Source organism: Marinimicrobium alkaliphilum, from assembly GCF_003259155.1.
Taxonomy (GTDB): Bacteria; Pseudomonadota; Gammaproteobacteria; order Pseudomonadales; family Cellvibrionaceae; genus Marinimicrobium_A; species Marinimicrobium_A alkaliphilum.
Genome location: NZ_QGMQ01000011.1, coordinates 1 through 24,617, shown reverse-complemented (window position 1 = coordinate 24,617; position 24,617 = coordinate 1). Strand labels below are relative to the sequence as shown.

At 59.0% G+C, this 24,617-nt stretch carries 13 protein-coding genes and 1 pseudogene; 3 read left to right on the top strand and 11 right to left on the bottom strand.

What is annotated here, in order from left to right; all coding sequences use genetic code 11:
• Positions 1–65: 65 nt before the first annotated feature.
• The 6 genes from mgrA to DKW72_RS15185 all read right to left on the bottom strand — a co-directional run bounded on the left by mgrA (position 66) and on the right by DKW72_RS15185 (position 6,530).
• Entirely contained in the window at positions 66–1,082 is a 1,017-nt protein-coding gene (gene mgrA, locus DKW72_RS15210) for an L-glyceraldehyde 3-phosphate reductase (RefSeq protein ID WP_111643250.1), read from the bottom strand.
• 13 nt (positions 1,083–1,095) lie between these two features.
• On the bottom strand, positions 1,096–2,352 hold the full coding sequence (locus DKW72_RS15205) for a mechanosensitive ion channel family protein (protein ID WP_111643249.1): 1,257 nt from the start codon (positions 2,350–2,352) through the stop codon (positions 1,096–1,098).
• Positions 2,353–2,366: 14 nt separating this feature from the next.
• Positions 2,367–3,434, bottom strand: a complete 1,068-nt coding sequence (locus tag DKW72_RS15200; RefSeq protein ID WP_111643248.1) for a glycosyltransferase — start codon at positions 3,432–3,434, stop codon at positions 2,367–2,369.
• A 9-nt stretch (positions 3,435–3,443) separates the two neighbouring features.
• On the bottom strand, positions 3,444–4,475 hold the full coding sequence (waaC, locus tag DKW72_RS15195) for a lipopolysaccharide heptosyltransferase I (protein WP_111643247.1): 1,032 nt from the start codon (positions 4,473–4,475) through the stop codon (positions 3,444–3,446).
• A gap of 3 nt (positions 4,476–4,478) precedes the next feature.
• The gene (locus tag DKW72_RS15190; protein ID WP_111643246.1) at positions 4,479–4,874 is read right to left on the bottom strand and encodes a DUF6165 family protein; all 396 of its coding nucleotides are present in this window, start codon (positions 4,872–4,874) and stop codon (positions 4,479–4,481) included.
• A 75-nt stretch (positions 4,875–4,949) separates the two neighbouring features.
• Complete coding sequence (locus tag DKW72_RS15185) at positions 4,950–6,530, bottom strand: ABC-F family ATPase (protein WP_111643245.1); 1,581 nt, start codon at positions 6,528–6,530, stop codon at positions 4,950–4,952.
• A 160-nt stretch (positions 6,531–6,690) separates the two neighbouring features.
• Between DKW72_RS15185 and DKW72_RS15180 the strand changes: the two genes are divergently transcribed.
• Positions 6,691–7,704, top strand: a complete 1,014-nt coding sequence (locus DKW72_RS15180; protein WP_111643244.1) for a histone deacetylase family protein — start codon at positions 6,691–6,693, stop codon at positions 7,702–7,704.
• Here DKW72_RS15180 and DKW72_RS15175 read toward each other — a convergent pair.
• From DKW72_RS15175 to DKW72_RS15165, 4 genes and pseudogenes are all read right to left on the bottom strand, one after another.
• On the bottom strand, positions 7,701–8,792 hold the full coding sequence (locus DKW72_RS15175; protein ID WP_111643243.1) for an OmpA family protein: 1,092 nt from the start codon (positions 8,790–8,792) through the stop codon (positions 7,701–7,703). The genes DKW72_RS15180 and DKW72_RS15175 overlap by 4 nt on opposite strands.
• Complete coding sequence (locus DKW72_RS15170) at positions 8,789–16,648, bottom strand: beta strand repeat-containing protein (RefSeq protein ID WP_232522436.1); 7,860 nt, start codon at positions 16,646–16,648, stop codon at positions 8,789–8,791. The genes DKW72_RS15175 and DKW72_RS15170 overlap by 4 nt, the downstream gene beginning before the upstream one ends.
• A 531-nt stretch (positions 16,649–17,179) precedes the next feature.
• Positions 17,180–18,682, bottom strand: a pseudogene (locus DKW72_RS16815) (beta-propeller fold lactonase family protein); the annotation flags it as partial.
• A gap of 245 nt (positions 18,683–18,927) precedes the next feature.
• Positions 18,928–19,599, bottom strand: coding sequence for a phage tail protein (locus DKW72_RS15165; protein WP_232522435.1), 672 nt, complete (start codon positions 19,597–19,599; stop codon positions 18,928–18,930).
• Positions 19,600–19,686: 87 nt separating this feature from the next.
• On the opposite strand from DKW72_RS15165, the gene DKW72_RS16445 reads away from it, so the two are divergent.
• Positions 19,687–19,830, top strand: a complete 144-nt coding sequence (locus DKW72_RS16445; protein ID WP_157960514.1) for a hypothetical protein — start codon at positions 19,687–19,689, stop codon at positions 19,828–19,830.
• Positions 19,831–20,047: 217 nt separating this feature from the next.
• On the opposite strand, the gene DKW72_RS15160 is transcribed toward DKW72_RS16445, so the two are convergent.
• Entirely contained in the window at positions 20,048–22,579 is a 2,532-nt protein-coding gene (locus DKW72_RS15160) for a sensor domain-containing protein (protein WP_111643241.1), read from the bottom strand.
• Positions 22,580–22,797: 218 nt separating this feature from the next.
• Here DKW72_RS15160 and gltX point away from each other — a divergent pair, with 218 nt between their 5' ends.
• A complete protein-coding gene (gltX, locus tag DKW72_RS15155; protein ID WP_111643240.1) occupies positions 22,798–24,276 on the top strand; it encodes a glutamate--tRNA ligase in 1,479 nt (492 codons plus the stop codon).
• The last annotated feature ends 341 nt before the right edge of the window (positions 24,277–24,617 follow it).

The window sequence follows — 24,617 nt, the reverse complement described above, 5'->3', positions numbered from 1 at the left end:
ACCTCTCTTTTGCGCCGTAATCCAACACATGACGCACCCATCTTTACTGGCAAAATCCGATCGCTCTACGGATTGATCACCGATTCAATCGCCGCCAACTCATCGTCACTGAACGCCAACTTATCCAACGCGGCCACCGACTCCTCGATCTGCTGCACCCGGCTGGCACCAATGATGGCGCTGGTTACGGTCGGGTTGTTCAATACCCAGGCCAGGGCCATCTGCGCCAGACTTTGTCCCCGTTGTTGGGCAATGGTGTTGAGGGCGGCAATGGCAGCGAGGGTTTCTTCGCCAATATCCTTTTCGTTCAGGTAAATCTGTTCGGCGCGCGCCGCGCGCGAGCCTTCGGGAATGCCCTGCAGGTATTTATCGGTGAGCAATCCCTGGTTCAGGGGTGAGAACACAATGGCACCCACGCCCTGATCATCCAGTACGTCTGTCAATCCATCCTCAATCCAACGATCGAGGAGGTTATAGCGCGGTTGGTGAATCAGAAGGGGGGTGCCCAGGTCGTTGAGGATTTCCGTTGCCCGCCGGGTATCCTCGGGCGAGTAACTGGAGATACCCACATAGAGCGCACGGCCCGAGCGCACAATGTAATCCAGCGCTTGCATGGTCTCTTCCAGCGGTGTCTCCGGGTCCGGTGCGTGGGAGTAAAAAATATCGAAGTAGTCCACGCCGGTGCGCTTCAGGCTTTGATCGCAACTGGCCACCAGGTACTTGCGCGAGCCGCCAATACCGTAAGGCCCGGGCCACATATCGTAGCCGGCCTTGTTGGAGATGATCAGCTCATCCCGGTAAGGTTTCAGATCCCTGTCCATCACGCGGCCAAAAGTTTCGTCTGCCGAACCGTAGGGTGGCCCATAGTTATTGGCCAGATCAAAATGGGTAATGCCCAGATCAAAGGCGCGCAACATCATGGCGCGGGCATTGCTGAAGGAGTCCACGCCGCCGAAGTTTTGCCACAGACCCAATGACAGCGCTGGCAATTTCAGGCCGCTTTTGCCGCAGCGTCGGTAGGGCATGGCGGCGTAACGGTTGGGGTCGGCGCGGTAGTGGGGATTGGGTTCGTGGGTGATCATGGTCTGGTTCCTGTTAGTTGTCGGGTTGGTCACGGCAGCCGATCTGTTGCATATCGTGGCCGGTGGGCACCTGGTGCACGCGCAGGCCAAACTCCGGCAGGACCGCAAAAATGTGATCGAACAGGTCCGATTGAATCGCCTCGTATTTGACCCAGGCCGTGTCATTGGTAAATGCATAGACCTGCAGCGGGATGCCGTGGGCGGTGGGTTCCATCTGCCTTACCATCTGGATCATGTTCTGATGGATACTGGGATTCTCTTTCAGATAGCGCGCCAGGTAGGCCCGAAAGGTACCGAGGTTGGTCAGGCGGCGCCCATTGACGAGCGAACTTTTATCGACCTTGTGCTCGGTGTTGTAGGTCTCGATTTCCGCAAGTTTTTCCTCAATGTAGCCGGTAATCAGCTGTGCCTTGCGCAGCCGTTCGATCTCCTCTTCACTCAGAAAGTGCACACTGCGGGCATCAATGTGGACCGGGCGGCTGATCCGCCGCCCGCCCGCGTCAGTCATGCCGCGCCAATTCTTGAAGGAGTCCGCGATCAGCGCGTAGGTTGGTACAGTGGTAATGGTGTTGTCCCAGTTGCGTACCTTGACGGTGGTCAGGGCCACATCGGTGACTTCGCCGTCGGCGCCGTACTTGGGCATTTCCAGCCAGTCGCCGACCGCGAGCATTTTGTTCACCGACAACTGGATACCGGCGACCAAGCCCATGATCGGGTCTTTGAATACCAGCATCAGCACCGCGGTCATGGCGCCCAGGCCGCTAAACAGAATCAGGGGTGAGCGCCCGATGAGAATGGAGATCATGAGAATGATCGCGAGTATCGCGGCGATCAGCTTCACGCTCTGAAAAATCCCGCGCAGCGGCAGTTTGCGATTGGATTCATGGCGGCGGAAAATATCGAGCAGTACATCCAGCAATGAAAACAGGGCTAGCGTGGCAAACATCAGTATCCAGAGCTGGCAGAGCATCTGGATGAGCTGCTGAGCGTCGGAGTCGGTATCGAGCCAGACACCCGCCTGAATGTAGATGATGATGCCCTGAAGCGCGAAGGCAATACGGGTAAAGAGCGAATGATCAAAGATTGCCCGGCGCCAGGTGTTCTCCTGGCGGGTGGCCAGACGACTGATGGTTGCCAGCACACCGTAATGCAGCACGATGTGCACCAGCAGTGAAATGGCCAGGATCAGCCCCATGACGATTCCAAAGGTCAGTAGGGGTGTCATGTCCAGGCCGATGCCTTCGAGCCAGTCGACGAGTGTTTCTTTCATGGATGAACTCCGGTTTAGCCCACAAGCGCCTTGTACAGGGCGTGAGTTTTATCGGTGAATGCCGTGGTGGAGAATTTGTCCTGTAGAAATTGTCGGCCGCGTTCGCCCAGTGCTCGGCAATTTTTCGGGTCGGCGGCGAGCGTGTCAATCGCTGTGGCAATGGCGGTAGCTGAGCCGGCTTCTACCAAAAGACCGGTTTCACCGTCGATGACCAGCTCGTTCGGGCCGGGGATGTCCGTACTTATGACCGGCAGGCCCTCAGCCATGGCTTCCTTGATGACGCGTGGAAAACCGTCGCGGGTGGAAGGCAGCACAAAGGTATTGGCATATTTCAGATATTGCGCCGCGTAGGGCAGCATGCCCATAAAGTGAATGCGCGCGCCGGCTTTGCCCGCCAGGGCCTGTTTCTCAACGCTCTCGTCGTGACTCCCAATAAAAATCAGATGCACCTGCTCGCTCTTTAACTGATGCATCGCGTCGACCAGTGTGCCCAGCCCTTTATGGGGTCGATTTTTCGCTTCCGCGATATACATGACCACAAAGGCATCCGGGTCCTGCGCGCAGGCGGGCATCGGCTGCTCGTCAATGCCGTCGTACTGATTCCAGCTGACGTCGTAGCCCTTGTAGTTGAGCATCAGCTTCTGATCGGGAAAAAACTTTCCCAGGTAGTCGTAAATGGACTGGTTGACGCAGATGATCTTGTTGACCTTGGGGTGCAGTAGCCCCAGCCAGATACCGGGGTCAGTTCGATGAATGCGCGCCAGGGTGCCGCGGTAGGCGACGATCTTGACCGGCGTAAAATAGCTGGCAAAGATCGCATTACCCAGGCCCTTGCTCTCTGGACAGTGGAGCAGGTCAAATTTCAGGTATTTGATAAGGCCGCGAATCTGAGAAATCAACGGAATGCTGATTTTGGAGCGATAATTTTTGGAGGCGATAAAGATGCCTTCTGCCGCCATCTGGTCACTGCCGAGGGATCCGGGCAATGCCAGGACCCGGATGTAGACCCCGCGTTGATGCAGTGCCATCACCATGTCCAATTCGGAACGATCCAGGCTGTGTTTGATAAACAAAATACGCATACGATAAACCTAGGTTTGTTTCATTAGCCGTTGCAGCGGCAGCCATACCTGCTCGGCGCTGATTCCGGTCATGCAGGGGGGCGTGTCCAGGCTGCCCTCGGGCAGCAGTGCGCAGCGGCGTTTGTGACAGGGCATGCAGGGCAGGGCGGGTGTGACCTGAAGGTTGCAGGTGTGCTCGCCAATCAGGCCGTACTTATCCGGCGAGGTGGCACCATAGAGTGCGATGGTCGGTGTTTCCAATGCGCCTGCCAAGTGCGCAAAGCCGGTGTCCAGTCCCACCACCCCGGCTGCCGCCACCAGACGTCGGGCAACGGCGTCAATGGACAAACGCTCGCCCGAGCAGCTCGCCGCCGGACACTGTTCGACAATCTGTTGGGCGAGCTGATGTTCGTCGTCGCTGCCCCAGATGACCTCGATACGATAGCCCGCTTGTGCGGCCCGCTCGGCAAGTGAGAACCAGCGCTCCGGGCTCCACAGTTTGGTGCGCCAGCTGGTACCCACCACAAACACCAGAGTGCCCGTTTCGCGTCGGACATCGGCAAAGTGCTCACGAATACCAAAATTCAGCGTTTCCGGCACCGGATAATCGAGTGCCTGGGCGAGGAGCAGCCGGTTACGGGTCACCGCATGGTCGGTGTAAGCCACGCGGTAGGTGCGGTGGTAGCCCCAGGTGGCGGGCTTTTCCCGGAGGGAGTTGCGGTCGTAACCGGCGACCACTGGCGTTCTGGCGCAGCGGGCGATGAGCATGCTTTTGATCAGTGCCTGGGCGTCGATCACCAGGTCGTATTGGGTCTCTCGCAGTTGCTTGCGAAAGGCTTTGAATTCACGCCAGGCGGCGCCATTGCGTTGTTTGAGCCAGCGGCGCTGATGGCTGATGATGACCCGGTCCACGCCCGGGTGCCAACGCACCATAGCGGCAAAGTTTTCTTCGACAACCCAATGCAGCTCAATGTCGGGTCGGGCCGCCTTGAGATCGCTGATTGCCGGGAATGTGTGAAAAATGTCGCCCATGGACGACATTTTGACCAGCAGGACTTTCATCGCTTATTGGTAGTCCTTATAGGACTTTTCTTCCACCAATTCCGAGCCAAAGGCCAGATTGATGTCTTTTTTTACCGCGGCGCGCTTGTCGTTGGTGACGTAGACCGCTCGCGCCAGTGCTACAAATTTCTCGCCGAAATCCTTGGCGCGCTCGCAATCGCGGATATCGTCCTCGATGATCCACAGCTCCTGGTTAATCGCTTTGAGCGAATCCTTGAGCGGTGCCAGCTTCGCAAGGCCCTCGGCATCGAGCAGGTCGTTGAGTTTACGGGTCAGGACGTCCAGCTCATGGCGGACGTTCTTGAGCTTGTCAGCATCAGTAATCTGGGCGGTCTTAATCTCGAGAATGGTGATTTTATCGACCATCTCACCCAGAGAAACGGGGGCTTCGATCAGCATAAGGGGCTCTCTCTTCCAGCTAGTGCATCGTTAGCGGCCAATCATAACAAAATTAGCCTGCAAAAGTGCCCCCAATCACAAGCCCTGGCTGCGCAGGTACTCGTCGTAGGAGCCGTGGAAATCCACCAGGCCTTCGGGTCTCATGTCGATAATGCGGGTGGCCAGGGAGGAGACGAACTCCCGGTCGTGACTGACAAAAATCAGGGTCCCGGGGTAGTTCTCCAGGGCCAGGTTGAGCGCCTCGATGGACTCCATGTCCAGGTGGTTGGTGGGCTCGTCCATCAGCATGACGTTGGGGTTGATCAGGCTGAGCTTGCCGAACAGCATCCGGCCTTGCTCGCCGCCGGAGATCACCCGTACCGACTTTCTCACATCGTCATTGGAAAACAGCATGCGCCCGAGGGCACCGCGGACCACTTGCTCGTCGCCAGTGGTCCACTGCTGCATCCACTCAAACAGGGTCGCCTCGTGGGCAAAATCATCGGAATGGTCCTGCGCCACATAACCCACGTCGGCCTGTTCGGCCCACTTGATGTTGCCCGCATCCGGCTTGACGTCACCGTACAGGCAGCGCAGCAGGGTGGTCTTACCGGCGCCGTTGGGGCCGATAATGGCAATCCGTTCGCCCGCTTCTACGCTCAGATCCAGGTCCTCAAACAGCGGCTTGTCGAACGCCTTGCCCGCTTTCTCGACCGTGACCGCCATGCGGTGCAGCTTCTTGTCCTGGGTAAAACGGATAAAGGGGCTGACCCGGCTCGACGGCGGGATATCCTCGAGTTTGATCTTCTCCAGCTGCTTGGCGCGGGAGGTGGCCTGCTTGGCCTTGGAGGCGTTGGCAGAAAAGCGGCTGACAAAGGCCTGCAAGTCGGCAATCTGGGATTTCTTTTTGGCGTTCTCGCTGTGGAGGCGCTCGCGCGCCTGCGTGGACGCCGTCATGTAGTCGTCGTAGTTGCCCGGGTAGACGCGCAACTCGCCAAAATCCAGGTCCGCCATGTGCGTACACACGCTGTTGAGAAAGTGCCGGTCATGGGAAATGATGATAATAGTGCTGTTGCGCTGAGTCAGGATATCTTCCAGCCAGCGGATGGTATTGATGTCCAGGTTGTTGGTGGGCTCATCCAGCAGCAACACGTCCGGATCGGAGAACAGCGCCTGGGCCAAGAGCACCCGCAGCTTCCAGCCGGGTGCGATGGCGCTCATGGGGCCGGTGTGTTGGGCCTCGGGAATCTCCAGCCCCAAGAGCAGCTCACCCGCGCGGGCCTCGGCGGTGTAGCCATCCAGCTCTGCAAACTGCACTTCCAGCTCGGCGACCTTCATGCCGTCGTCTTCGCTCATCTCCGCCAGGCCGTAGATGCGGTCGCGTTCGGCCTTGATTTTCCACAGCTCGGTGTGGCCCATGATCACTGTATCGAGCACGCTGTGCTCTTCGTAGGCGAACTGGTCCTGGCGCAGGATACCCAGGCGCACGTTGGGCTCCAGCATCACCTGGCCACCGGAGGGCTCGAGTTCCCGGCCCAGAATCTTCATGAATGTGGATTTGCCGCAGCCGTTGGCGCCGATAAGGCCGTAGCGGTTGCCGTTGTTGAATTTGACGGAGACATTTTCGAACAGGGGCTTGGCCCCGAACTGCATGGTGATGTTGGCGGTTGAGATCACAAATAGGGTCCGGCTGGGAAGTGGGCGCCGAGCGTCGGCGCGAAGGGGGCGTATTCTACCGGATAACCCTTGGCGTCCCAACCGGAATGACCCAAAGGTTTGGGTAAATCGCCTCAGGGCAGCTAATATGCAGGGAGCCAACTTGCATTAGGAGTCGCCTGTGAAAGCTTTTTTCCACCCCAGCCAGGACAAACATGCCCCGCAATCATACCTGAACCGTGGACAGATGCGGCCGCCCCAGGAACTGCCGGCCCGCACGCCGGAGCTGCTCAAAGGCCTGAAAGCGTCGGGCGTCGAGCCCACCACCGCCACTGACCACGGGCTGGAGATGATCGGGCGGGTGCACGACCTCGGCTACTTGCGCTTTCTGGAGTCGGCTCATCGGCGCTGGCCAGAGGGTTGGGGCGAGGAGGTGATGTCCAATATTTTTGTACGCTCGCCCAATCCCCTACGCGGTATTCTGGCCGAGTCGGCCCGTTACCAAGCCGATGGCAGCTGCCCGATTGGCCCCGGCACCTGGGAGGCGGCCTACTGGTCGGCCCAGAGCGCACTGTCGGCCGCTAACGAACTGTTGGCGGGGGAGCGCCGCTCCTATGCCGTCTGCCGCCCTCCGGGCCACCACGCCCGGCGCGATGCGGCCGGGGGCTTCTGTTACCTGAATAACGCCGCCATCGCTGCCGAAGCGCTGCGCGGCAACTTTGGCAAGGTGGCGATTCTTGACCCGGATATGCACCACGGTCAGGGTATCCAGGAGATTTTCTACGAGCGCGACGACGTGCTCTACGTCTCTATCCACGGGGATCCTACCAATTTCTATCCGGTGGTCAGCGGCTATGAAGACGAACGCGGCCAGGGCAAAGGTTACGGCTACAATATCAATATGCCCATGCCCCACGACTCGCCCGAGTCGGTGTTCTTCGACCGCCTGGAGGAGGCCGCCAAGGCCATTCGTCTATATCAGCCAGACGTGCTGGTTGTGGCCTTGGGGTTTGACGTGTATGAGGAAGATCCCCAGGCCAAGGTCTCGGTCACTTCCCAGGGCTTTGAGCGCATGGGCGCAGCCATTCGGGCCCTGAACCTGCCCACACTGGTGGTGCAGGAAGGGGGGTACCATCTGGAGTCTCTGGCGCGCAACGCTCAATACTTTTTTGAAGGACTGGGGGATTCGCGCTAGGGCTCAAGCCATTCGAGGATTACCCGGCGGTTCATTGACCGCCCCTCGGGGGTGTCATTGTTGACAAACGGGCGCTGATCGCCGTAGCCGCGCACCTCAAAGCGCTCCGGCGCAAGCTCGAAGGCCTCGACCATAAAGTCACGTACGGCCTCAGCCCGTTCTACTGATAACGCCTGGTTGTAGTCGCTTGGCCCCCAGCTGTCAGCATGGCCGGTCAGTTGTAGGCGCAGCTTAGGATCGTCATGTAGCTGCTCAGCCACTTCGGCCAGCCTGCCTACAAACTCGTCTCCCACTGCATGGCTGTTGTAAGCAAAGGTCAAGGCCAGACTCGGGCCGTCGGGGTAGCTTGCAGGTGAGGGGGCCGGCTCGGTCCGATCTGGCCGCTCGGGTGCGGGTTCTACCATCGGTGCTGGTGTGCGGGTAGGGCGCTCCGCCGGCTGTCCCAACTGATAGATGAGGCTCAGGCCGGCCAAGGTGGTGCGCTGTTGATCCAGGTCGTAGTAACTCAAGCCCAGACGGGCGCGCCAGTGATGATCGAAACGATAACCCACTCCCAGCCCAAGACTGGGTCCCTCTGCGCTGCGCTGCCAGTCCTGGTCCGATAGCGACTCGGCGCGGGTGCTAACCCGGCTAAACATTACGCCGGCGCGGGCGTAGAGGTAATAGTGCTCACCCAGCGGATAGTGCCCCAGGGCGGCGAGCTCCCAACCGCTCAGTGACTGGGGCAGAGCGTCGGCACCGCTATCCAGGTAGTCCTGGATCCGGCTCGGTTGCCCGGAGATGAGCGCCGTCACACCCCCCATATCGACAAAGCCAATCTCGGTGGCGAAATGACGGCTCCACTGGTAGCCGGCCAGCGCACCCCAAGCGCCGCGAGTGCGGTCTTCCAGCTCAACGTCAAAGTCATAACCCAGCCCGGCAAAGCGGTCGGTGACCCGCTGTTGGCTGATACCGCTGTGGGCAACCCCGACGGTGCCACCCAGGTATAGGCGATTGCTGTCCCACAGGGAAGCTTCGCGGGCGTCGGCGGCGCTCAAGGGTAGCGACAGGGTGACCAGTGTCAGGCCCAAGACATTGTATCTACTCATGTGCGTTCTCCGTTGTTTCTGTCGTCACGCTTGGCGTTGCGGCGAGCACGTGCCTTGAGTGCAGTCAGTGTTGGGCGCAAACCGCCGACCAAAACCAGCAGCCATAGTCCCAGACTACTGTGGCCCGAGCTGCGGCCCGCACTGCTGATCCTGACCTGCTCCACAGGCTCGGTAGCCTCTTCTTCTGGATTCTCCTCTTCAGGGGGCTCCTGCTCCGGTGGCTCCTCTTCGTCTTGATTGTCAATTCGGCGGCTGACCGCCCCAGGGTCGCTAATCGAGCCATCGCGCTCGCCGTCGGCATCGTTGGGGCCACCGTCTTCAAGGGTGAGCTGAACGCACCAGTGGCCTTCCGCCAAGCCCGGCTCCCAAGTGTCGTCTCCCGGTGGTGGGCACTGCCCTTCTTCGCCGCCGGCTGAGTGCAGGGCGTTGCCCTCGTCCTCGACAAAGTCCTGCCACTGGCCGTTGACCAGTTTGCGATAGACCGCATCCGGCACAATGGGAGCCCGTTGCGGCACCACCACCCGAACACTTTGGCCGGGTTCCAGCAGGTCGTGCAGTTCAAAATCAAACACGCCTCCGATCGGTTCGAACCCGTCGTCGGTAGGCAGGTCCGATTGCCGGTCGAAGTCATCATCCACCAACAGCACACCGCCGGAATCACCCATCAGGGCGCGGGAGCCAATACGGCAGCGCACCCCGGGGTCGCACTCCAGCAGGAAGCTCTCGCGCTGTGCGATCTGGTGTGGCAGGACGTTGGCCGAGGGTGTGGCATCCAGATAGTCCGGGATGCCGTTGTTGTTGCGGTCTCCCAGGCCCTCGGTGGCATCGTCAATGCCGTTATCGTTGCTGTCCTGCTCGGGGTCGAGTTCAGGCAAGGTTGCTACTACGCGCACGGGCAGGCGCGCCCGGCCGCTCTCGCCGCCACTGTCGGTGACCCACACTTCAACGCTGTAGCGCCCCGGTGACAGATCTGAGGGATCAAAGACCAATTGCTCTGCGGTCACGCCGTTGGCGCTGGCGGTCAGTGAGTTGTCGGTGTTCGACCAGTCAAAACTGTGGCTGTCATCAGTGTTGGGGTCCACTACAGTGGCGGCGACGGTCACGGGGCCCGCATCCGGCGCCACCAGGGCAGCGCTGCGACCGCCTTGGGTCAGCTGCAGGGCCACTCGCGGCGGCACATTGCCTTCCAGGATTCGGATCACATGCCGGTGCCTTGCACTGGTATTGAGGTGATGCAATGCCGGCGCCTCACCGCTGTAGCTTTCATTCAGGCGGGTGTCGTCACGGTCGTCAAGTCGGATGACCAACTCACGGTTATTCAGATTGGCGCTGTCGCTCAGGGTTACTGTCAGGGTTTTTTCTGTTTCGCCCTGCTCAAACACCAGGGTGCCGTCGCTTAGGTCGTGATCCTCGGCAGAAGCGGTGGTGTCGCTATCGAGGGTGTAGGGTACCTCGAAAGGATAGAAGGGTGAGGGCCCGTTAAGTATGGCCCGAACGGATACTTGGTTACCGGGCAGGGTAACCTGATCCCGGCTAAGAGAAACCATGGGTCGTAAGTACAGCGTCTGAATGACCTCGGCTTCATTGCCGGCGCTGTCCACTGCGCGCCAGACAATATCGTGGCGGCCCGGGCGCAGGCGCTGGCTACCGCTTTCAAACCCTTCTGCCATGGGTGAGCAACAGCCGTCGCCGTCCACGTTGTCTGTGGTCAGTACTGCCAGAGCGTCGGCCAGTGGCTCACCGCCGGCATCGGCGGGCAATCCAAGAAGTTGCGCCAGGGTGATGCGCGGACGCAATTCGCGGGCATCAATCACCCGGTCTGCTGGTACCGTCAATTGCGGCGGCTCGATATCTTCAAAGGCAATGACGGTCACCGTAAACCCTGGCAGGCTGTCGCTCAGTTCGCCGTCGCTCACACTCAGAGTGACAGTGGCGCTGGCACCTTTGTCCGCCTCGTCTGGCGTGCCGGTAAGTTCGCCGGTATCGCGATTGAGCGACAGCCAGCCCGGTAGCCCGCTGGCACTGAAGCTTAGGGTGTCACCGTCGGGGTCGCTGGCGCTGGGCGCAAAGTGATAGACCTCGCCCACCATCACCTCTGTGGGTGGATCGCCGCTGATTTCCGGTTTCCGGTTGCCTTGCTGTACCTCAATAGCAAAGGGCGCCAGGGTGGCCGAGTCGAGGCCGTCGGTGACGGTGATCACAATGTTACTGAAACTGCCCACGTCAGTAGGTGTACCACTGAGTGCCCCGGTGGTGCTGTCGAACTCTGCCCATGGCGGGGTATTGCTGATGCTGAACATCAGTGTGCCCCCATTCGGGTCAGTGGCGCTGGGCTCGAAACGGTAAGACTGATGGGTGTCTACCGAGTCCGCAGGGTCGCCACCGATGCTGGGCGGTGTATTGACAAGTACTTCGAAACTGAGGGATTCACTATTGCCCGCCGTATCGGTGGCCGTCAGGGTAATTTCGGTCACACCGGGTGCCTCACCCAACAACAGCATTGACCGGTCTTCACCACTGCCGCCCAGGTCGATCCTGGTCTCGGGCAACACGTCGGCGTCGCTGCTGGTCAGTTCCAGGTCAATGGTATCGGCATCGGTGACATCATCTGTCAGAGTAAAACTGATGGGGTTACTGCCGTGTATCAGACTGATGTGCTGGTTGGCAATGGCACCGATGGTGGGTGCCTGGGTATCCACCGTCACGGTCAACATAGAAGAGGCGTCACTGCTATTAGCCGCCGCATCGGTGGCAATGGCGGTGAGTTCGTGTTCGCCGTCGTTCAAGGTGTCGGTTGTGATTTCCCAATCGCCGTCGCTGTCTACCGTGGCAGAGCCCACTTCGCCGTCCAGGTCGCTGGTGAGTATTACCGTGCTGTTGGCTTCGGCGGTGCCGCTGATCAGCAGCTCGGTGATGTTGGTAATACCGTCGCTGTCGCTGGCACCGCTGTCGGTGCTCGGGTCCAGTGCCAGATTTTCGGGTGCAGCCGGTGCGATATTGTCGTGAGTGATTACCGGCACGGCTACGGGGGCGGAGCGGTTACCCGCCGCGTCCTGAGCAATGACGACCAAATGGTTGTCGCTGTTTTGTATCAGAGTGTGGTCGATACTCCACTGGCCGCTTGTGACCACGGCACTTTCCAGCGGATCGCTCGGATCATCGGGGGTGCCGTCCTGATTGTTGTCGGCGTAGAGCCGCACCGTAATGTCGTCCTCGCCCAAGCTGCCAGCAATTTCGAAGTTGTCGGTGCTCACGCTTAGCGCTTCGGCGGGGGCGCTCACCACCGGTTCATCCGGCGCAATGGTATCCACCTGCACACTGTCAAAGCTCTGCTGGGCAAAGCTGAGGTCAGCGGCGTTGCCGGCGCTGTCTTCGATGGTGGTGGTATTCAAGGTAATACCGGAGGCCAATACCGTCACGCCGTTGGCATCGGTGTTATCGCCGTCCTGCACGGTGTAGCGGAAGTTCAGGAGTCCATCGACTTCGCTGACAAATTCGGCATTGCGCGTGTCCGGGCCAATGTCGATGGCCAGAGTGGCATCGGTGCCGGTCACGGTAACGTCTTTGTTCAGCTCGACAGTCAGGTGAATCGTCTCGCCCTCGGCATAGTCGCCATCGGTGATACTCACGCTTTGCACCAAAGCAGGTGTCGCGTCTTTGGTAGCGGTGGCCGTCGCTGCGTCGGAGACATTGCCGGCCGCATCGGTCAGGGTCAGGCTGACGGTTAGGGTGCCGTCTGCCAGGCCTGAAACATCGATGCCGCTTAAGGTCTGATCGGCATCGGTGATGGTGGCCGAGCCACTGACACTCCCGGTACCGCCGTCGGTGGTGAGGGTGTAATCCGCCGTGCTGTCCAGCTCGGCATCGGTCAGGTTCAGGCTAATGCTGCTGTGGTTATCGGCGTTGACCGGGTCCTGGGTGAAACTGACCTCCGGCGTATCCGGGGCCACGGTATCCACCGCGTGAGCGGTGCCGCCGGTAAATAGCAGCAGGGCATTGCCAGCGGTATCGATGGCCCCGGTGCCGGTGTAGTCCAGGCGTAGGCTGCCTTCGCCGCCCACGTTGGATACGGACACCGTGACCGAAGTGCCGCCAGAGCTGGTGAGGGTGTCCACGTTGCCCGTCGCGGTACCGGTGGTACCTAGGGCAAAGTCGGCAATGGCCAGATTGTGGACCGGCTCGCTGAAGGTGACCACAAAGTTCACCTCGGTATCAGTGGGCTCGGCATTGTCGGCGGCACTGCCGGTAATCACCGGAGCCTGGGTATCAAGGTTGATAGCCAGCGGCTCGGAGGTGTCTGAGACGTTCCCCGCCAGATCAGTGGCAGTGACCGTCAGTTGGTGATTGCCGTCACTGAGCAGGTCGCTGGTGATGGACCAGTTACCGGCGCCATCGACATAAACGTCGCCGATTGCACCCTCAAGGTTACTGACCAGCTCAATACGGCTTTCCGCTTCGGCGGTGCCAGTAATCAGCGGGGTGGCGTCGTTGGTAATGCCGTCGCTATTGGAAATACCTGAGTCGCTGCTGGTTTCCAGTAGGGGCGCCGAGGGTTGAGCTGGTGCTTCGGTGTCGACTGTCACGGATAACGCAGAAGAAACGTCACTGATATTACCCGCCGCATCGGTGGTGGTGGCGGTCAGTTGGTGCTCGCCGTCGGTCAGGGAGTCGGTAGTGATTTCCCAGTCGCCTTCATTGTTGGCGGTCGTGGAGCCCACTTCGTCATCCAGGTTGCTGTTGAGTATCACGGTGCTACCCGCTTCGGCGGTGCCGCTGATCAGCAGTTCGGTGTGGTTGGTAATACCGTCGCTGTCACTGGCACCGCTGTCGCTGTCCGGGTCCAGCGCCAGACTTTCGGGCGCGTCCGGGGCGACATTGTCGTGAGTGATCACAGGCACGGCCACGGGCGCGGAGCGGTTGCCCGCCGCGTCTTGGGCCACCACCACCAGATGGTTGTCGGTGTTCCGCAATAGGGTGTGCTCAATGCTCCACTGGCTGCTGGCGACCACCGCGCTTTCCAGCGGATCACTCGGATCATCGGGAAGGCCGTCCTGATTGGTGTCGGCATACAGCCGCACCGTCACCTCGTCTTCGCTCAGAGTACCGGCGATCTCAAAGGTGTCGGTGTTCACGCTTAAGGCTTCGGCCGGGGCGGTGACCACCGGCTCGTCCGGCGCAATGGTATCCACCTGCACATTGGCAAAGCTCTGCTGGGCGAAGTTCAGGTCGGCAGCGTTGCTGGCGCTGTCCTCAATGGTGGTGGTGTTCAGCGTAATGCCGGAGGCCAATACCGTCACACCGTTGGCATCGGTATTGTCCCCGTCCTGTACGGTGTAGCGGAAGCTGAGAAGCCCATCCACTTCGCTGACAAACTCGGCGCTGCGCGTCTCCGGGCCAACATCAATGGCCAGGGTGGCATCGGTGCCGGTCACGGTAACGTCTTTGTTCAGCTCGACAGTCAGGTGAATCGTCTCGCCCTCGGCGTAGTCACCATCGGTGAGGCCGAGGCTTTGCACCTCGGCCGGCGTGGCGTCCTTGGTAACCGTGGCGGTGGCCGCGTCGGAGACATTGCCTGCCGCATCGGTCAGAGTCAGGCTGACGGTAAGAGTGCCGTCGTCGAGGTCCGAAGCGTCGATACCGCTTAAGGTTTGGTTGGCATTGGTGATGGTCGCCGAGCCGGTCACTGGTGTGCCGCCGCCATCGCTGCTGATGCTGTAGTTGGCGGTGGTGTCGGTTTCGGCGGCGCTCAGGGTCAGGCTGATGTTGTCGGCGTTGACACTGCTGATTGGCGACTGATCGAAGCTAACCCCCGGCGCGTCGGGCACTTGGGTGTCCACCGATACGTTGCTGGTGCTGGCGGTGGTGGTTGGGTTGCCCGCCTCGGTAACAGCGGTGACCGAAGCATTCAGGTTGTCAGCCTCCAGGCCCGCATCCAGTGCGAAACTGGCGCTCCACTCATCGCCACTGGCGCTGGCGGCTACGGCGCTGCCACCGCCAAAGGCGGAGACGTCCACAGTAACGCTGGCTACCGGCTGGCTGTTGTTATCGCCGGCGGCGGTGTTGTCCCAGGTGACGGTGAGGGTGTCGCCCGCGATAAAAATGCCGCCGGTGCCGGAGGCGCCGTTCAATGCTATGTTTCCGGCACTGACCTGAGGGGCGATGGTGTTGACCGGAACATTGTGGTCACCCGCGGTGGCGGTTTGGTTACCGGCATTGTCGGTGGCGGAGACGCTGATATTGCGGTCAGCGGCGTCGATAGCGCTGGCGCTCAAGTCGAAGGTGGCGGTCCATACACCCGCGTTATTGGTGGCCGCAATGGCCGAGCCGCCAAACTCACTGAAGTCCACGGTGACCGAATCGGTATCGGGGTTGTTGTCGCCGGAGGCGGAGTCGTCCCAGGTGGCGGTGACGGTATCGCCGATGATAAAAGCGCCGTTGGTGCCGGTGGCACCGCTCAGGGTGATGTTGGCGACGCTAACGGTGGGCGCGATGGTGTCCACAGTGGCGTTGGTGATGTCCGCTGTGGTGTTGCTGTTGCCCGCGTCGTCGGTGGCGGTGATGCTGACGTTGCGGTCACTGGCGTCGACCGTATCCGTGACCAGCTCGAAGCTGGCGGTCCAGGTACCGGCGTCTTCGGTCGCCGCAATGGCCGAGCCGCCGCCAAACTCGGAAAAGTCGACGGTGACGCTGCTGGTATCGCTGTTGTTATCGCCGCCGGCGGTGTTGTTCCAGGTGGCGGTGACCGTATCGCCAATAATGTAGGCGCCGCCCGTGCCCGAGGCCCCGGAGATGCTGATATTGGCGTCGGTTACCGTGGGGGCAATATTGTCCACTGTAGCGTTGGTGGTATCGGCGACTGTGGTGGTGCCGTTGGCATTGGTGGCGGACACGCTGACGTTTCGGTTGGTCGCGTCTATGGATCCGGCGACGATGTCATAGGTGGCGGTCCAGGTGTCGTTGTCGTTGGTCGCCATTACGGCCCCACCGCCGCCAAACTCGGAAAAGTCCACCGACACGTCGCTAGCGGCCAGGTTGTTGTCGCCACCGGCGGTGTTATTCCAGGTGGCGGTGACGGTATCGCCAATTCGATAGGCACCGTTGTTGCCGGTGGCTCCGGAAATATTGATGTTGCCGGCAGTGATCGTGGGCAAGGCTGTATCCACTAGCACACCGCTGGTATCACCAATGGCGTTCAGCGCGGTGTTCAAATCATTGCCGGCATTGTCCCGAATGGTACCGCCATCCGGGTCCAGGGCAGCCGCCAAGGCAATGCCATCACTATCGCTATCGCCCGCCTGCACCGTGTAGCGGAACACCACTGCGGAGGTACCACTGCCGCTGAGATACGTGGCATAACGGGTGGTTGCACCAATAGTCAATGCGATACGTGAGGTACCGCCACCGGTATTAACGGTGACGTTTTTGCTGGTGTTGACGGTGAAGTCGAGATGCTGGCCGGTGCTATAAGTACCGTTCGAAGGCACACTCACACTGGAAACGGTTGGCGCCACGGCATCAACCAGCACATTTGTAGTGGAACCAACGGAATTGAGCGTGGTGTTGAGGTCATTGCCGGCGCTATCGCGCAGAGTGCCACCGTCCGGGTCCAGGGTGGCCGCCAGGGCAATGCCATCGTTATCGTGATCGCCCGCCTGCACCGTGTAGCGGAATACCACTGCGGAGGTACCACTGCCGCTGAGATACGTGGCATAACGGGTGGTTGCACCAATCGTCAATGCGATGCGCGGGGTGCCGGTGCCAGTATTCACGGTGACGTTTTCGCTGGTGTTAACGGTGAAACTCAGATTCTGGCCCGCGATGTAAGTGCCATTGGCAGGAACGGCGACGCTGGTCACTGCGGCTGCGGAAATGCCATGTACCGTTACAGTTACTATCGCCGCTGCACTTTCATTGTCGCCGTCATTGACCCGAAATGCTATTGCTCTTTCCGAAGTTTCCCCGGCACCGATATCCGGATCGGAACCTGCCTGGAAACTGACAGATCGTAAAATGTCACGGTAGGTTTCCAATGTGGCGCTACCAGTTAGCGTAAGCACTCCGGTATCGGCGTCATAATCTGCCGTTACCCCGCCCTGTGTCGTCACATGGAGCTGGTCGCCGGGTTTAAATCCGGATTCAATCGTAACACTGCCTGATTGCAGGTGTGTATCATCACTGTCAAAAGTCAGCAATTGATCATCAAGTGTAACAGCGGGTCCGCTTTCATCCGCCGAAGCTGTGACAGATGCCAATACGATACCCGGTATGGGGAGGCTAAAAACGGCGATAGCATTTTCACCCTGACCCGCTGAGTATAAGTGCTGATTAAGTGGATCTGTAACCATGCCCGAAACAGTAGCAATACCGAGGACACCATCCTGACCATTAACTCTTGATGCTGCAACTGAAAGGGATCCGGTATGTATATTCCTTTCAAATACCGTGATGGCATCACTTTCGATGGCACTTACATACAGGTAGCGCCCATCAGGACTCATGGCCAGGCTGCGGGCTTGCGCCATGGTACTAATCCCGCCCGCACCATTAGTATAATGCTCCACATAGGTAATATGTCCGGTATCCTTGTCGCGTGAAAACACAGATACAGCATTTTGACCTTGTCCGCTTACATAAACAAAATTTTCATCAGGCGAAACGACAAGAGATGAGGCAGCCTGAATGCCCTGAACTCCGTTGATTCCGTTTTCTGCAACCTGCTCCAGCGTTAAAGACCCGGTATCCGTATTTCTGGCATAAACAGATACGGCATTTGCAGTGGATGTTATATAGAGATAATCACCTGCGGCAGAGTAGTCAATGTTATTAATCGGGCTGGATATCGGGGAAAAGCCCTGGGTTAACTTATTCCCGTTTTGACCGGCTATATGTTCTTCAACATAGGTTAACCTGCCGGTTTCGGGGTTGCGATCAAACACTACCAGGCCATGTATTCCGGATCCCCCAACACCATAAACCGACTTGCCGTCCGGGCTTACCGATACCATAATGAAACCGCCTACGGTAAAAGCTTCATTAGCCGTTACGTTTGATTCTACAAAAGAGAGCTGCCCGGTATTTTCATCACGGGCTAAGACAACGACAGCATGACTGCTTGGCGAACCAACATATACATGCTTTCCGTCAGGACTGATATCCACGCTGAATGCCGACTGCATATGTTGGACGCCCCCCGTATTATGAACGGCAGCACCTGCAGGGGTAAGTTCACCTGAAGCTGCGTTCCTGCTGAAAATATTAATCGCGCTACTCGTATAAGCGGCCACATATACATGCCTGCCATCCGGACTAACAACCGGGTCACTGGCTCCACTCATCCTATCAACACCCGGATCACCTTGCTTTAAATGTTCAATATAAACAATGGCATCACTACTTTGCAGAAGAACCTCAAAGCCTTCTACGCGTTGTGCGAACAGTGGCTCGGCGTCGAATGGTGTAGAGCTATATTCCAATTCCCAGTCACCGCCCCGTTCGCTATTCCCCGTCGAGTTTGTTGAAGCGATGACCGGCCGCCCGAGTTGACGAGCGAGCGAGTCGACAAACGCAGTGCCCTCAATATTGCCGGCAATATCGCAACCGTATAAGTAGACCACTCCATCTTTAAGCAAGAGCCTATCCAGCAGCCGGGCCAGCTCATCCACCTCAAGCTCCCGTTCACCCAGTAAAATTTTGCCAGGGCGGCCATGCGTGATGAGATGGATCCCGCTGTATAGAGAACCGTCAGGCGCAATGCCCGTCAATTCATTCAGGGAGCTGAACAGCTTGGCATCAATGGGGCGCTTCGCCGCCGACACCAATGCTTCTTTCTGCTCAGCCAGTTCGGCAGCTACGAGAAGAAGGTCAGACTTGCCGGTTATTTCAGCAAGCATCGCAGATGCATTCAACAGGCGCTGGCTTTCCAGCTCCTTGTCGGCGCTAGCGGTTGATCCCTGAACTGTGTGTAAAAAGAGGGATGCAATCACTGCAAGAAAAGTAAGTATCTTTTTCATCTTTGCTACCTGTTGAGCGGGGGGTGTTGGAGAGTATCCTGCCTCAAAAGGGGCATCGGGCTTGGCGGCGCTCCGTAGGTTACTAGTCCCTCTGGGGGCATATCCCTTGCAAGCACATAATGAAGTTAAGGATAATGTAAAACTGAGTAATGCTGTCCGCCCCCTGCCGCCTGAGTGTCGCCGCTAATAGACCCCGTTAGCGGTTTTAGCGTGGTATCTGTATCAGTGCTATAGGCATTGAGCGCATTCAGTGCTTTTAGAACCTTGGCGCGGACGACGTTTGGTCCCCGTGCCTCGGCATTGCCGTTGTTCGAGGAGGCAGGCTGTGCCAGGTTGACGTTCTCTGCAGCCAGGTCCAGGTGGTGCGCGCGAGTTGGCAGCTGGCCCTGACCTAACGGAGTACGCCTGCGAATATCTGGTAGAGCAGACGTCGTTTGGCTGTCACCACCGTAAGTGATCCCCAACAGTGCAAGAAGCACGCTGTTTTGGGAAGTGGACAATAATTGCCCATCGCACAGGGCCCAATCTCGCGGAGCAAAGTTGAACCCGACCATACGAATTTCCCCAAGAAATGGTTCCAAAGCATCTATCCTCAATGATTGTCGGCTTATGTCGAGCCGTTTCCGGCGTCCCTGTTTTATCTTTGGCAAGGCTCCTTTATGCCGCAGCTTCATCCTGTCCGGGCTGCCAGTACATGTATTCATTGAGGCAGCGTGGTCTTGAATTGATCCAAGCACGGCTTTGCCCCAGCCGTGGTGGCGTTGCTCGGGCAAAAACGCCAGCTCAATGATTCGCATCGAGTCTTGCCCGGGATTCAGCATTCCTAGGGGACCAGTGCACAGGAGCCGAACTTGGGGTTGCGCTAGCTTATCGGTGATGGCTTGATGTACACCGCGCAAGAAAACCCGGCTGCGCTCGATATCATCGGCGCACTGAGCGGCGAGGAGCTCTTGGGTAATGGCTTTCAGGTTGGCGGGAGCAGTGGTTACCTCTCTGGGAACGGCTTGATACCACTGCTGTCGGCATGATTCTACACTCAGTGTACTAGAGGCCAGCGTCGTAATACAAACCCTTTGATACAGGCCTGGCACAAAACGACTGACACCCGTAGGTCGGGTTAGGCGCAGCCGTAACCCGATCCAAGCTCTCGGCGGCAGGGGGCTTTCGGATCGCTGGTGACAAGCGGGCCGCAGAGTCGGATTACCCCCTTCGGGCTAATCCGACCTACTGGTTCTCAGGGCCTGCTCAGTCGGTGTTGTCGGTCGGGTAGGGCAGGGGCGAGTGGGCCTGCTGACGGTGCATCGCTTCAAAGTCCTCGGCACTGAGGGGCCGGCTGAAGTAGTAACCCTGGGACTGGTCGCAGGCATGGTCGCGCAGAAAGGTTTCCTGTTCCCGGGTCTCGACCCCCTCGGCGACCACGGTCAGGCTTAGGGTCTTGCCCATGGCAATAATGGCCTCGGCGATAGCGCGGTCCTCTAGGTTGGCAGGAATATCGCGGATAAATGAGCTGTCCACCTTGAGTGTATCGATCGGGAAGCGCTTGATCTGAGCCAGAGAGGAATAGCCCACGCCGAAATCGTCAATGGCCAGCTTGACACCCAATTCTTTGATTGCGCGCAAAATGCCAATGGCCCGCTCGGCGTCCTGCATCACCATGCCTTCGGTAATTTCCATCTCCAGCAACTCGGGTGCCAGGCCGGAGGCCTCCAGCGCGGCCGCGACGTCGTTCACCAGGTTATCGTCAAAGAACTGGCGGGCCGAGAGATTCACCGACATACACAGGGGTGCCAATCCGGCGTTCTGCCAGGCCACGCTCTGATGGCAGGCGGTTTTCAGCACCCAGCGACCCAGCATCACAATCAGACCGGTTTCCTCTGCCAATGGAATGAATTGTGAAGGGGGAATGACCCCAAGGCCAGGGTGCTGCCAGCGCACCAATGCCTCCACACCGGACAGCTCGCCGGTTTTCAGGTCGCGCTTGGCCTGGTAGTGCAGGAAAAACTCTTCGCGCTCCAGTGCCGTGCGCAAATTGTTTTCCAATACCAGTCGTTCCAGGGAGCGGGCTTTGATGTCGGGAGAGTAAAACTGGTAATTGTTTTTGCCTTCCTCTTTGGCGCGGTACATGGCGATATCCGCGTGCTTCAGCAGCGCCTGTTCGTCTTGGGCGTCGTCGGGATAGAGGCAGATCCCGATACTGGTGGTAACGCGGCACTCCTGCTCCAGAATGGAGATCGGCTGAATGATGGACGCCAGTATCTTGCGCGCAACTTTGGCCACCCGGTCAGGGTCTTCAATCTCCTGAATCAGGATCACAAATTCGTCGCCCCCCATGCGCGCGACGACATCGCTTTCCCGTAGGCAGTGGGTTAGGCGCTCGGCCATAGTGACGAGAAGGGTGTCACCGGCATCGTGGCCCAGGGTATCGTTAATATTTTTGAACCGGTCCAGGTCGATAAACAACACGGCAAAGCGGCGCTGATAGCGCTTGGCCGCGGCGAGGGTAGAGGCGAGGATCTCGTTGAACATGAAACGGTTGGGTAAGCCGGTCAGACTGTCGTGGGTTGCCAGGTACTGGACTTGTTCCTCAGACTGCTTGCGCTCGGTAATGTCTTTGCCGATGCCCCGGTAACCACTGAACTGGCCCTCGTCGTCGAAGGTGGGCAAACCACTCAAGCTCAGGTAACTGACTTTGCCCGCTTGCTCGTGGCGCAACTCCAGATCCCGGAATGCCTCGTGGGCATGGATGGCGGCCTGCTGCTGGCGCCAGGAATAGGGCTCGAGTAGCGTATTTGGAAGTTCGTGAATGGTCTTGCCAATCACTTCGTCACGTTGATAGCCCGATTTGGCTTTGATATCGGTCAGGCCCACAAACTGCAGTTGCGCATTCTGCTCCCAGTACCAGTCGGAAGAGAGCTCTGACAAGCTGCGAAAACGCTCTTCGCTCTCCCGCAGCGCCAGCTCGGCTTCGCGACGTTGGGTGATGTCCCGCCCAATGCCCACCAGGCCGACGATCTTCCCCCGCTCGTCCTTGATGGGCACCTTACTGGTGAGCATCCATCGGGTTTTGCCGGTTTGTTGGTCAATGGTGGGCTCTTCGCGGTTGATAATGGGTTTGTCCGCTGCAAGCATCTGGCGTTCATCATCGTAGTAGCGTTGCGCCAGCTCCCGGGGGAAAACCTCAAAGTCGTTTTTACCCAACAGGTCGTCCGGTACGCCGCCCACCATCATTGTGGCCACCGCCTGGTTCGCCAGCAGAAAGCGGCTGTGCGTGTCCTTGGCAAAAATGTTGTCCGGTAACGCATCCACCAACGTACGCATCAGGTTGCGTTCAGCGGCCAGGACATCGCTGAGGGCTTCAAATTTTTCGGTGCGCTCGGTGACCCGTTGTTCAAGCTCTTGTTCGGCCTTCTTGGTGGCGGTGATATCGCGGGTGATCCCGACGACACCGACAATCTCGCCCTGATCATCGCGCAGTGGCACTTTGGTGGTGGAGTGCCAGCGGGTTTCTCCGGTGCGGGAGTCGGGTACCAACTCTTCTCGGTCGCGCAACGGTGCGCCCGACCGGATGACCGCTTGATCATCGTCGTGATAACCCCGGGCGAGCTCGGCATCGCTCTGTAAATCAAAGTCGGTGAGTCCCAGCATGGCCTGGGGCGACTCAAAGCCAAACATGGTGGCCAGTGCGGCGTTGGCGAATACAAAACGGCCGTCCCGGTCTTTGGCATAGATGAGGTCGAGAGTGTTCTCGCCGAGCGTGCGTAGTACGTTGCGCTCCATGGTGGGGTCCCGCCGTGTGGTGACAAAGCTGGAAGTGCCTCCGGATCCCTCGGGGCTCTTCCGGTTATTATTCGAGGAACCCGTAAGTGTACACAAGTTCCCCGATTTAACCCAATGACTCAAAAGTGGCGGGCGCCATCGAGCCTCCGCCTGTTAGCCTGTCGCCGCCTCACGTATAATGCCCGCCATCTGAATCCACCGCCAACCCGGAAGCCATTATGACCGTTCGTACCCGTATCGCGCCGTCGCCCACCGGCGATCCCCATGTAGGCACCGCTTACATTGCCCTGTTCAACCTCTGCTTTGCCCGCCAGCACGGCGGTCAGTTCCTGCTGCGCATCGAAGATACCGATCAGACCCGCAGTACACCGGAGTCTGAAAAGGCCATTCTCGACAGCCTGCGCTGGCTGGGTATCGAGTGGGATGAAGGCCCGGACGTGGGCGGCGAGCACGGCCCCTACCGCCAGAGCGAGCGCATGGATATCTATCGCGGCTACGCCGAAGAGCTGGTGGAAAAGGGCCACGCCTTCTACTGCTTTGCCACCAGTGAAGAGCTGGATGAGATGCGTGCCGAACAGCAGGCTCGGGGCGAGACCCCCAAATACGACGGGCGCGGCCTGAAGCTGAGCCAGGCCGAAGTCAAACAGCGTCTGGATGCCGGCGATCCCTACGTGATCCGCATGAAGGTGCCGGAAGAGGGCGCCTGTACAGTGCAGGACATGCTGCGCGGCGAGATCGAGATCGACTGGTCCCAGGTGGATATGCAAGTTCTGCTGAAGGGCGATGGCATGCCCACCTATCACCTGGCCAATGTGGTGGACGATCACCTGATGGGTATTACCCACGTGATTCGCGGCGAGGAGTGGATCAATTCAGCGCCCAAGCACCTCAAGCTGTACGAATACTTTGGCTGGGAGGCGCCTGTGTTGTGCCATTTGCCACTGCTGCGTAACCCGGACAAATCCAAGCTCAGTAAGCGCAAAAACCCCACCAGCATCCTTTATTACAAGGACGCCGGCTACCTACCCGAAGCGGTGATGAACTACCTGGGGCGCATGGGCTGGTCCATGCCTGACGAGCGCGAGAAGTTCTCCCTGGCGGAGATGCAGGCGGACTTCGACATCACGCGCGTGTCCCTTGGGGGGCCAATTTTCGATGTGGAAAAGCTTTCCTGGCTTAACGGCCTGTGGATACGCGAAGACTTGAGTGCTGAGCAGCTCGCCGACCGTCTACAGCAGTGGGCGTTCAACCGGGAGAAGCTGCTGGCGGTGTTGCCTCATGCCCAGCAGCGTATGGAGACATTGGGTGACTTCGCGCCGCTGGCCGCCTTCCTGGTGTCCGGTGATCTCAAGCTGACGGAAGCGCATTTTGAGGCCAATAGCCTGCCGGTGGACGAGCAGAAGAAGCTGTTGCAGTTCGCGTTGTGGCGCCTGGAGGCGCTGCGGCACTGGGAGCGGGATACCATCTTTGATGAATTGAAAACCCTGGCGGGTCAGATGGAGCTCAAGCTCAAGGATTTCCTGGCGCCGATTTTTGTGGCGATTGCGGGGACCACTTCGTCCTTTTCAGTGATGGACTCCATGATGATCCTGGGGCCGGATGTCAGCCGTGCGCGCCTGCGCTTGGCGATTGAGGTCTTGGGGGGTGCAGGCAAGAAGCAGCTTAAAAAGCTCGAGAAGGCGTACGAGGCGCTTTAAATCCTATGCGGTGCCTCAGGTGTCGGATTACGCCCTGCGGGCTAATCCGACCTACTCGAACGCCGGTGCGTTGGTCCGGGGTGGGTGCCACATTGTCGGATTACGCTCTGTGGGCTAATCCGACCTACTCGGGCGCTGGTGCGTTGGTCCGGGATGGGTGCCACATTGTCGGATTACGCCCTGCGGGCTAATCCGACCTACTCGAACGACGGTACGCTGTATGCGTAGGTCGGATTAGGCGAAGCCGTAATCCGACACCTGAGGCACCAATCTCGACACGAAAGTGCCAAAACTATTCCCCCACAAACAAAAAACCCCCGGGCTTGCGCCCGAGGGTTTTC

What these genes read in the sequence shown, in the direction of transcription:
- mgrA (WP_111643250.1), bottom strand. Translation starts at nt 1,082, where the DNA reads ATGATCACCCACGAACCCAATCCCCACTACCGCGCCGACCCCAACCGT.
- DKW72_RS15205 (WP_111643249.1), bottom strand. Translation starts at nt 2,352, where the DNA reads ATGAAAGAAACACTCGTCGACTGGCTCGAAGGCATCGGCCTGGACATG.
- DKW72_RS15200 (WP_111643248.1), bottom strand. Translation starts at nt 3,434, where the DNA reads ATGCGTATTTTGTTTATCAAACACAGCCTGGATCGTTCCGAATTGGAC.
- waaC (WP_111643247.1), bottom strand. Translation starts at nt 4,475, where the DNA reads ATGAAAGTCCTGCTGGTCAAAATGTCGTCCATGGGCGACATTTTTCAC.
- DKW72_RS15190 (WP_111643246.1), bottom strand. Translation starts at nt 4,874, where the DNA reads ATGCTGATCGAAGCCCCCGTTTCTCTGGGTGAGATGGTCGATAAAATC.
- DKW72_RS15175 (WP_111643243.1), bottom strand. Translation starts at nt 8,792, where the DNA reads ATGAGTAGATACAATGTCTTGGGCCTGACACTGGTCACCCTGTCGCTA.
- DKW72_RS15165 (WP_232522435.1), bottom strand. Translation starts at nt 19,599, where the DNA reads ATGCGAATCATTGAGCTGGCGTTTTTGCCCGAGCAACGCCACCACGGC.
- DKW72_RS16445 (WP_157960514.1), top strand. Translation starts at nt 19,687, where the DNA reads ATGTACACCGCGCAAGAAAACCCGGCTGCGCTCGATATCATCGGCGCA.
- DKW72_RS15160 (WP_111643241.1), bottom strand. Translation starts at nt 22,579, where the DNA reads ATGGAGCGCAACGTACTACGCACGCTCGGCGAGAACACTCTCGACCTC.
- gltX (WP_111643240.1), top strand. Translation starts at nt 22,798, where the DNA reads ATGACCGTTCGTACCCGTATCGCGCCGTCGCCCACCGGCGATCCCCAT.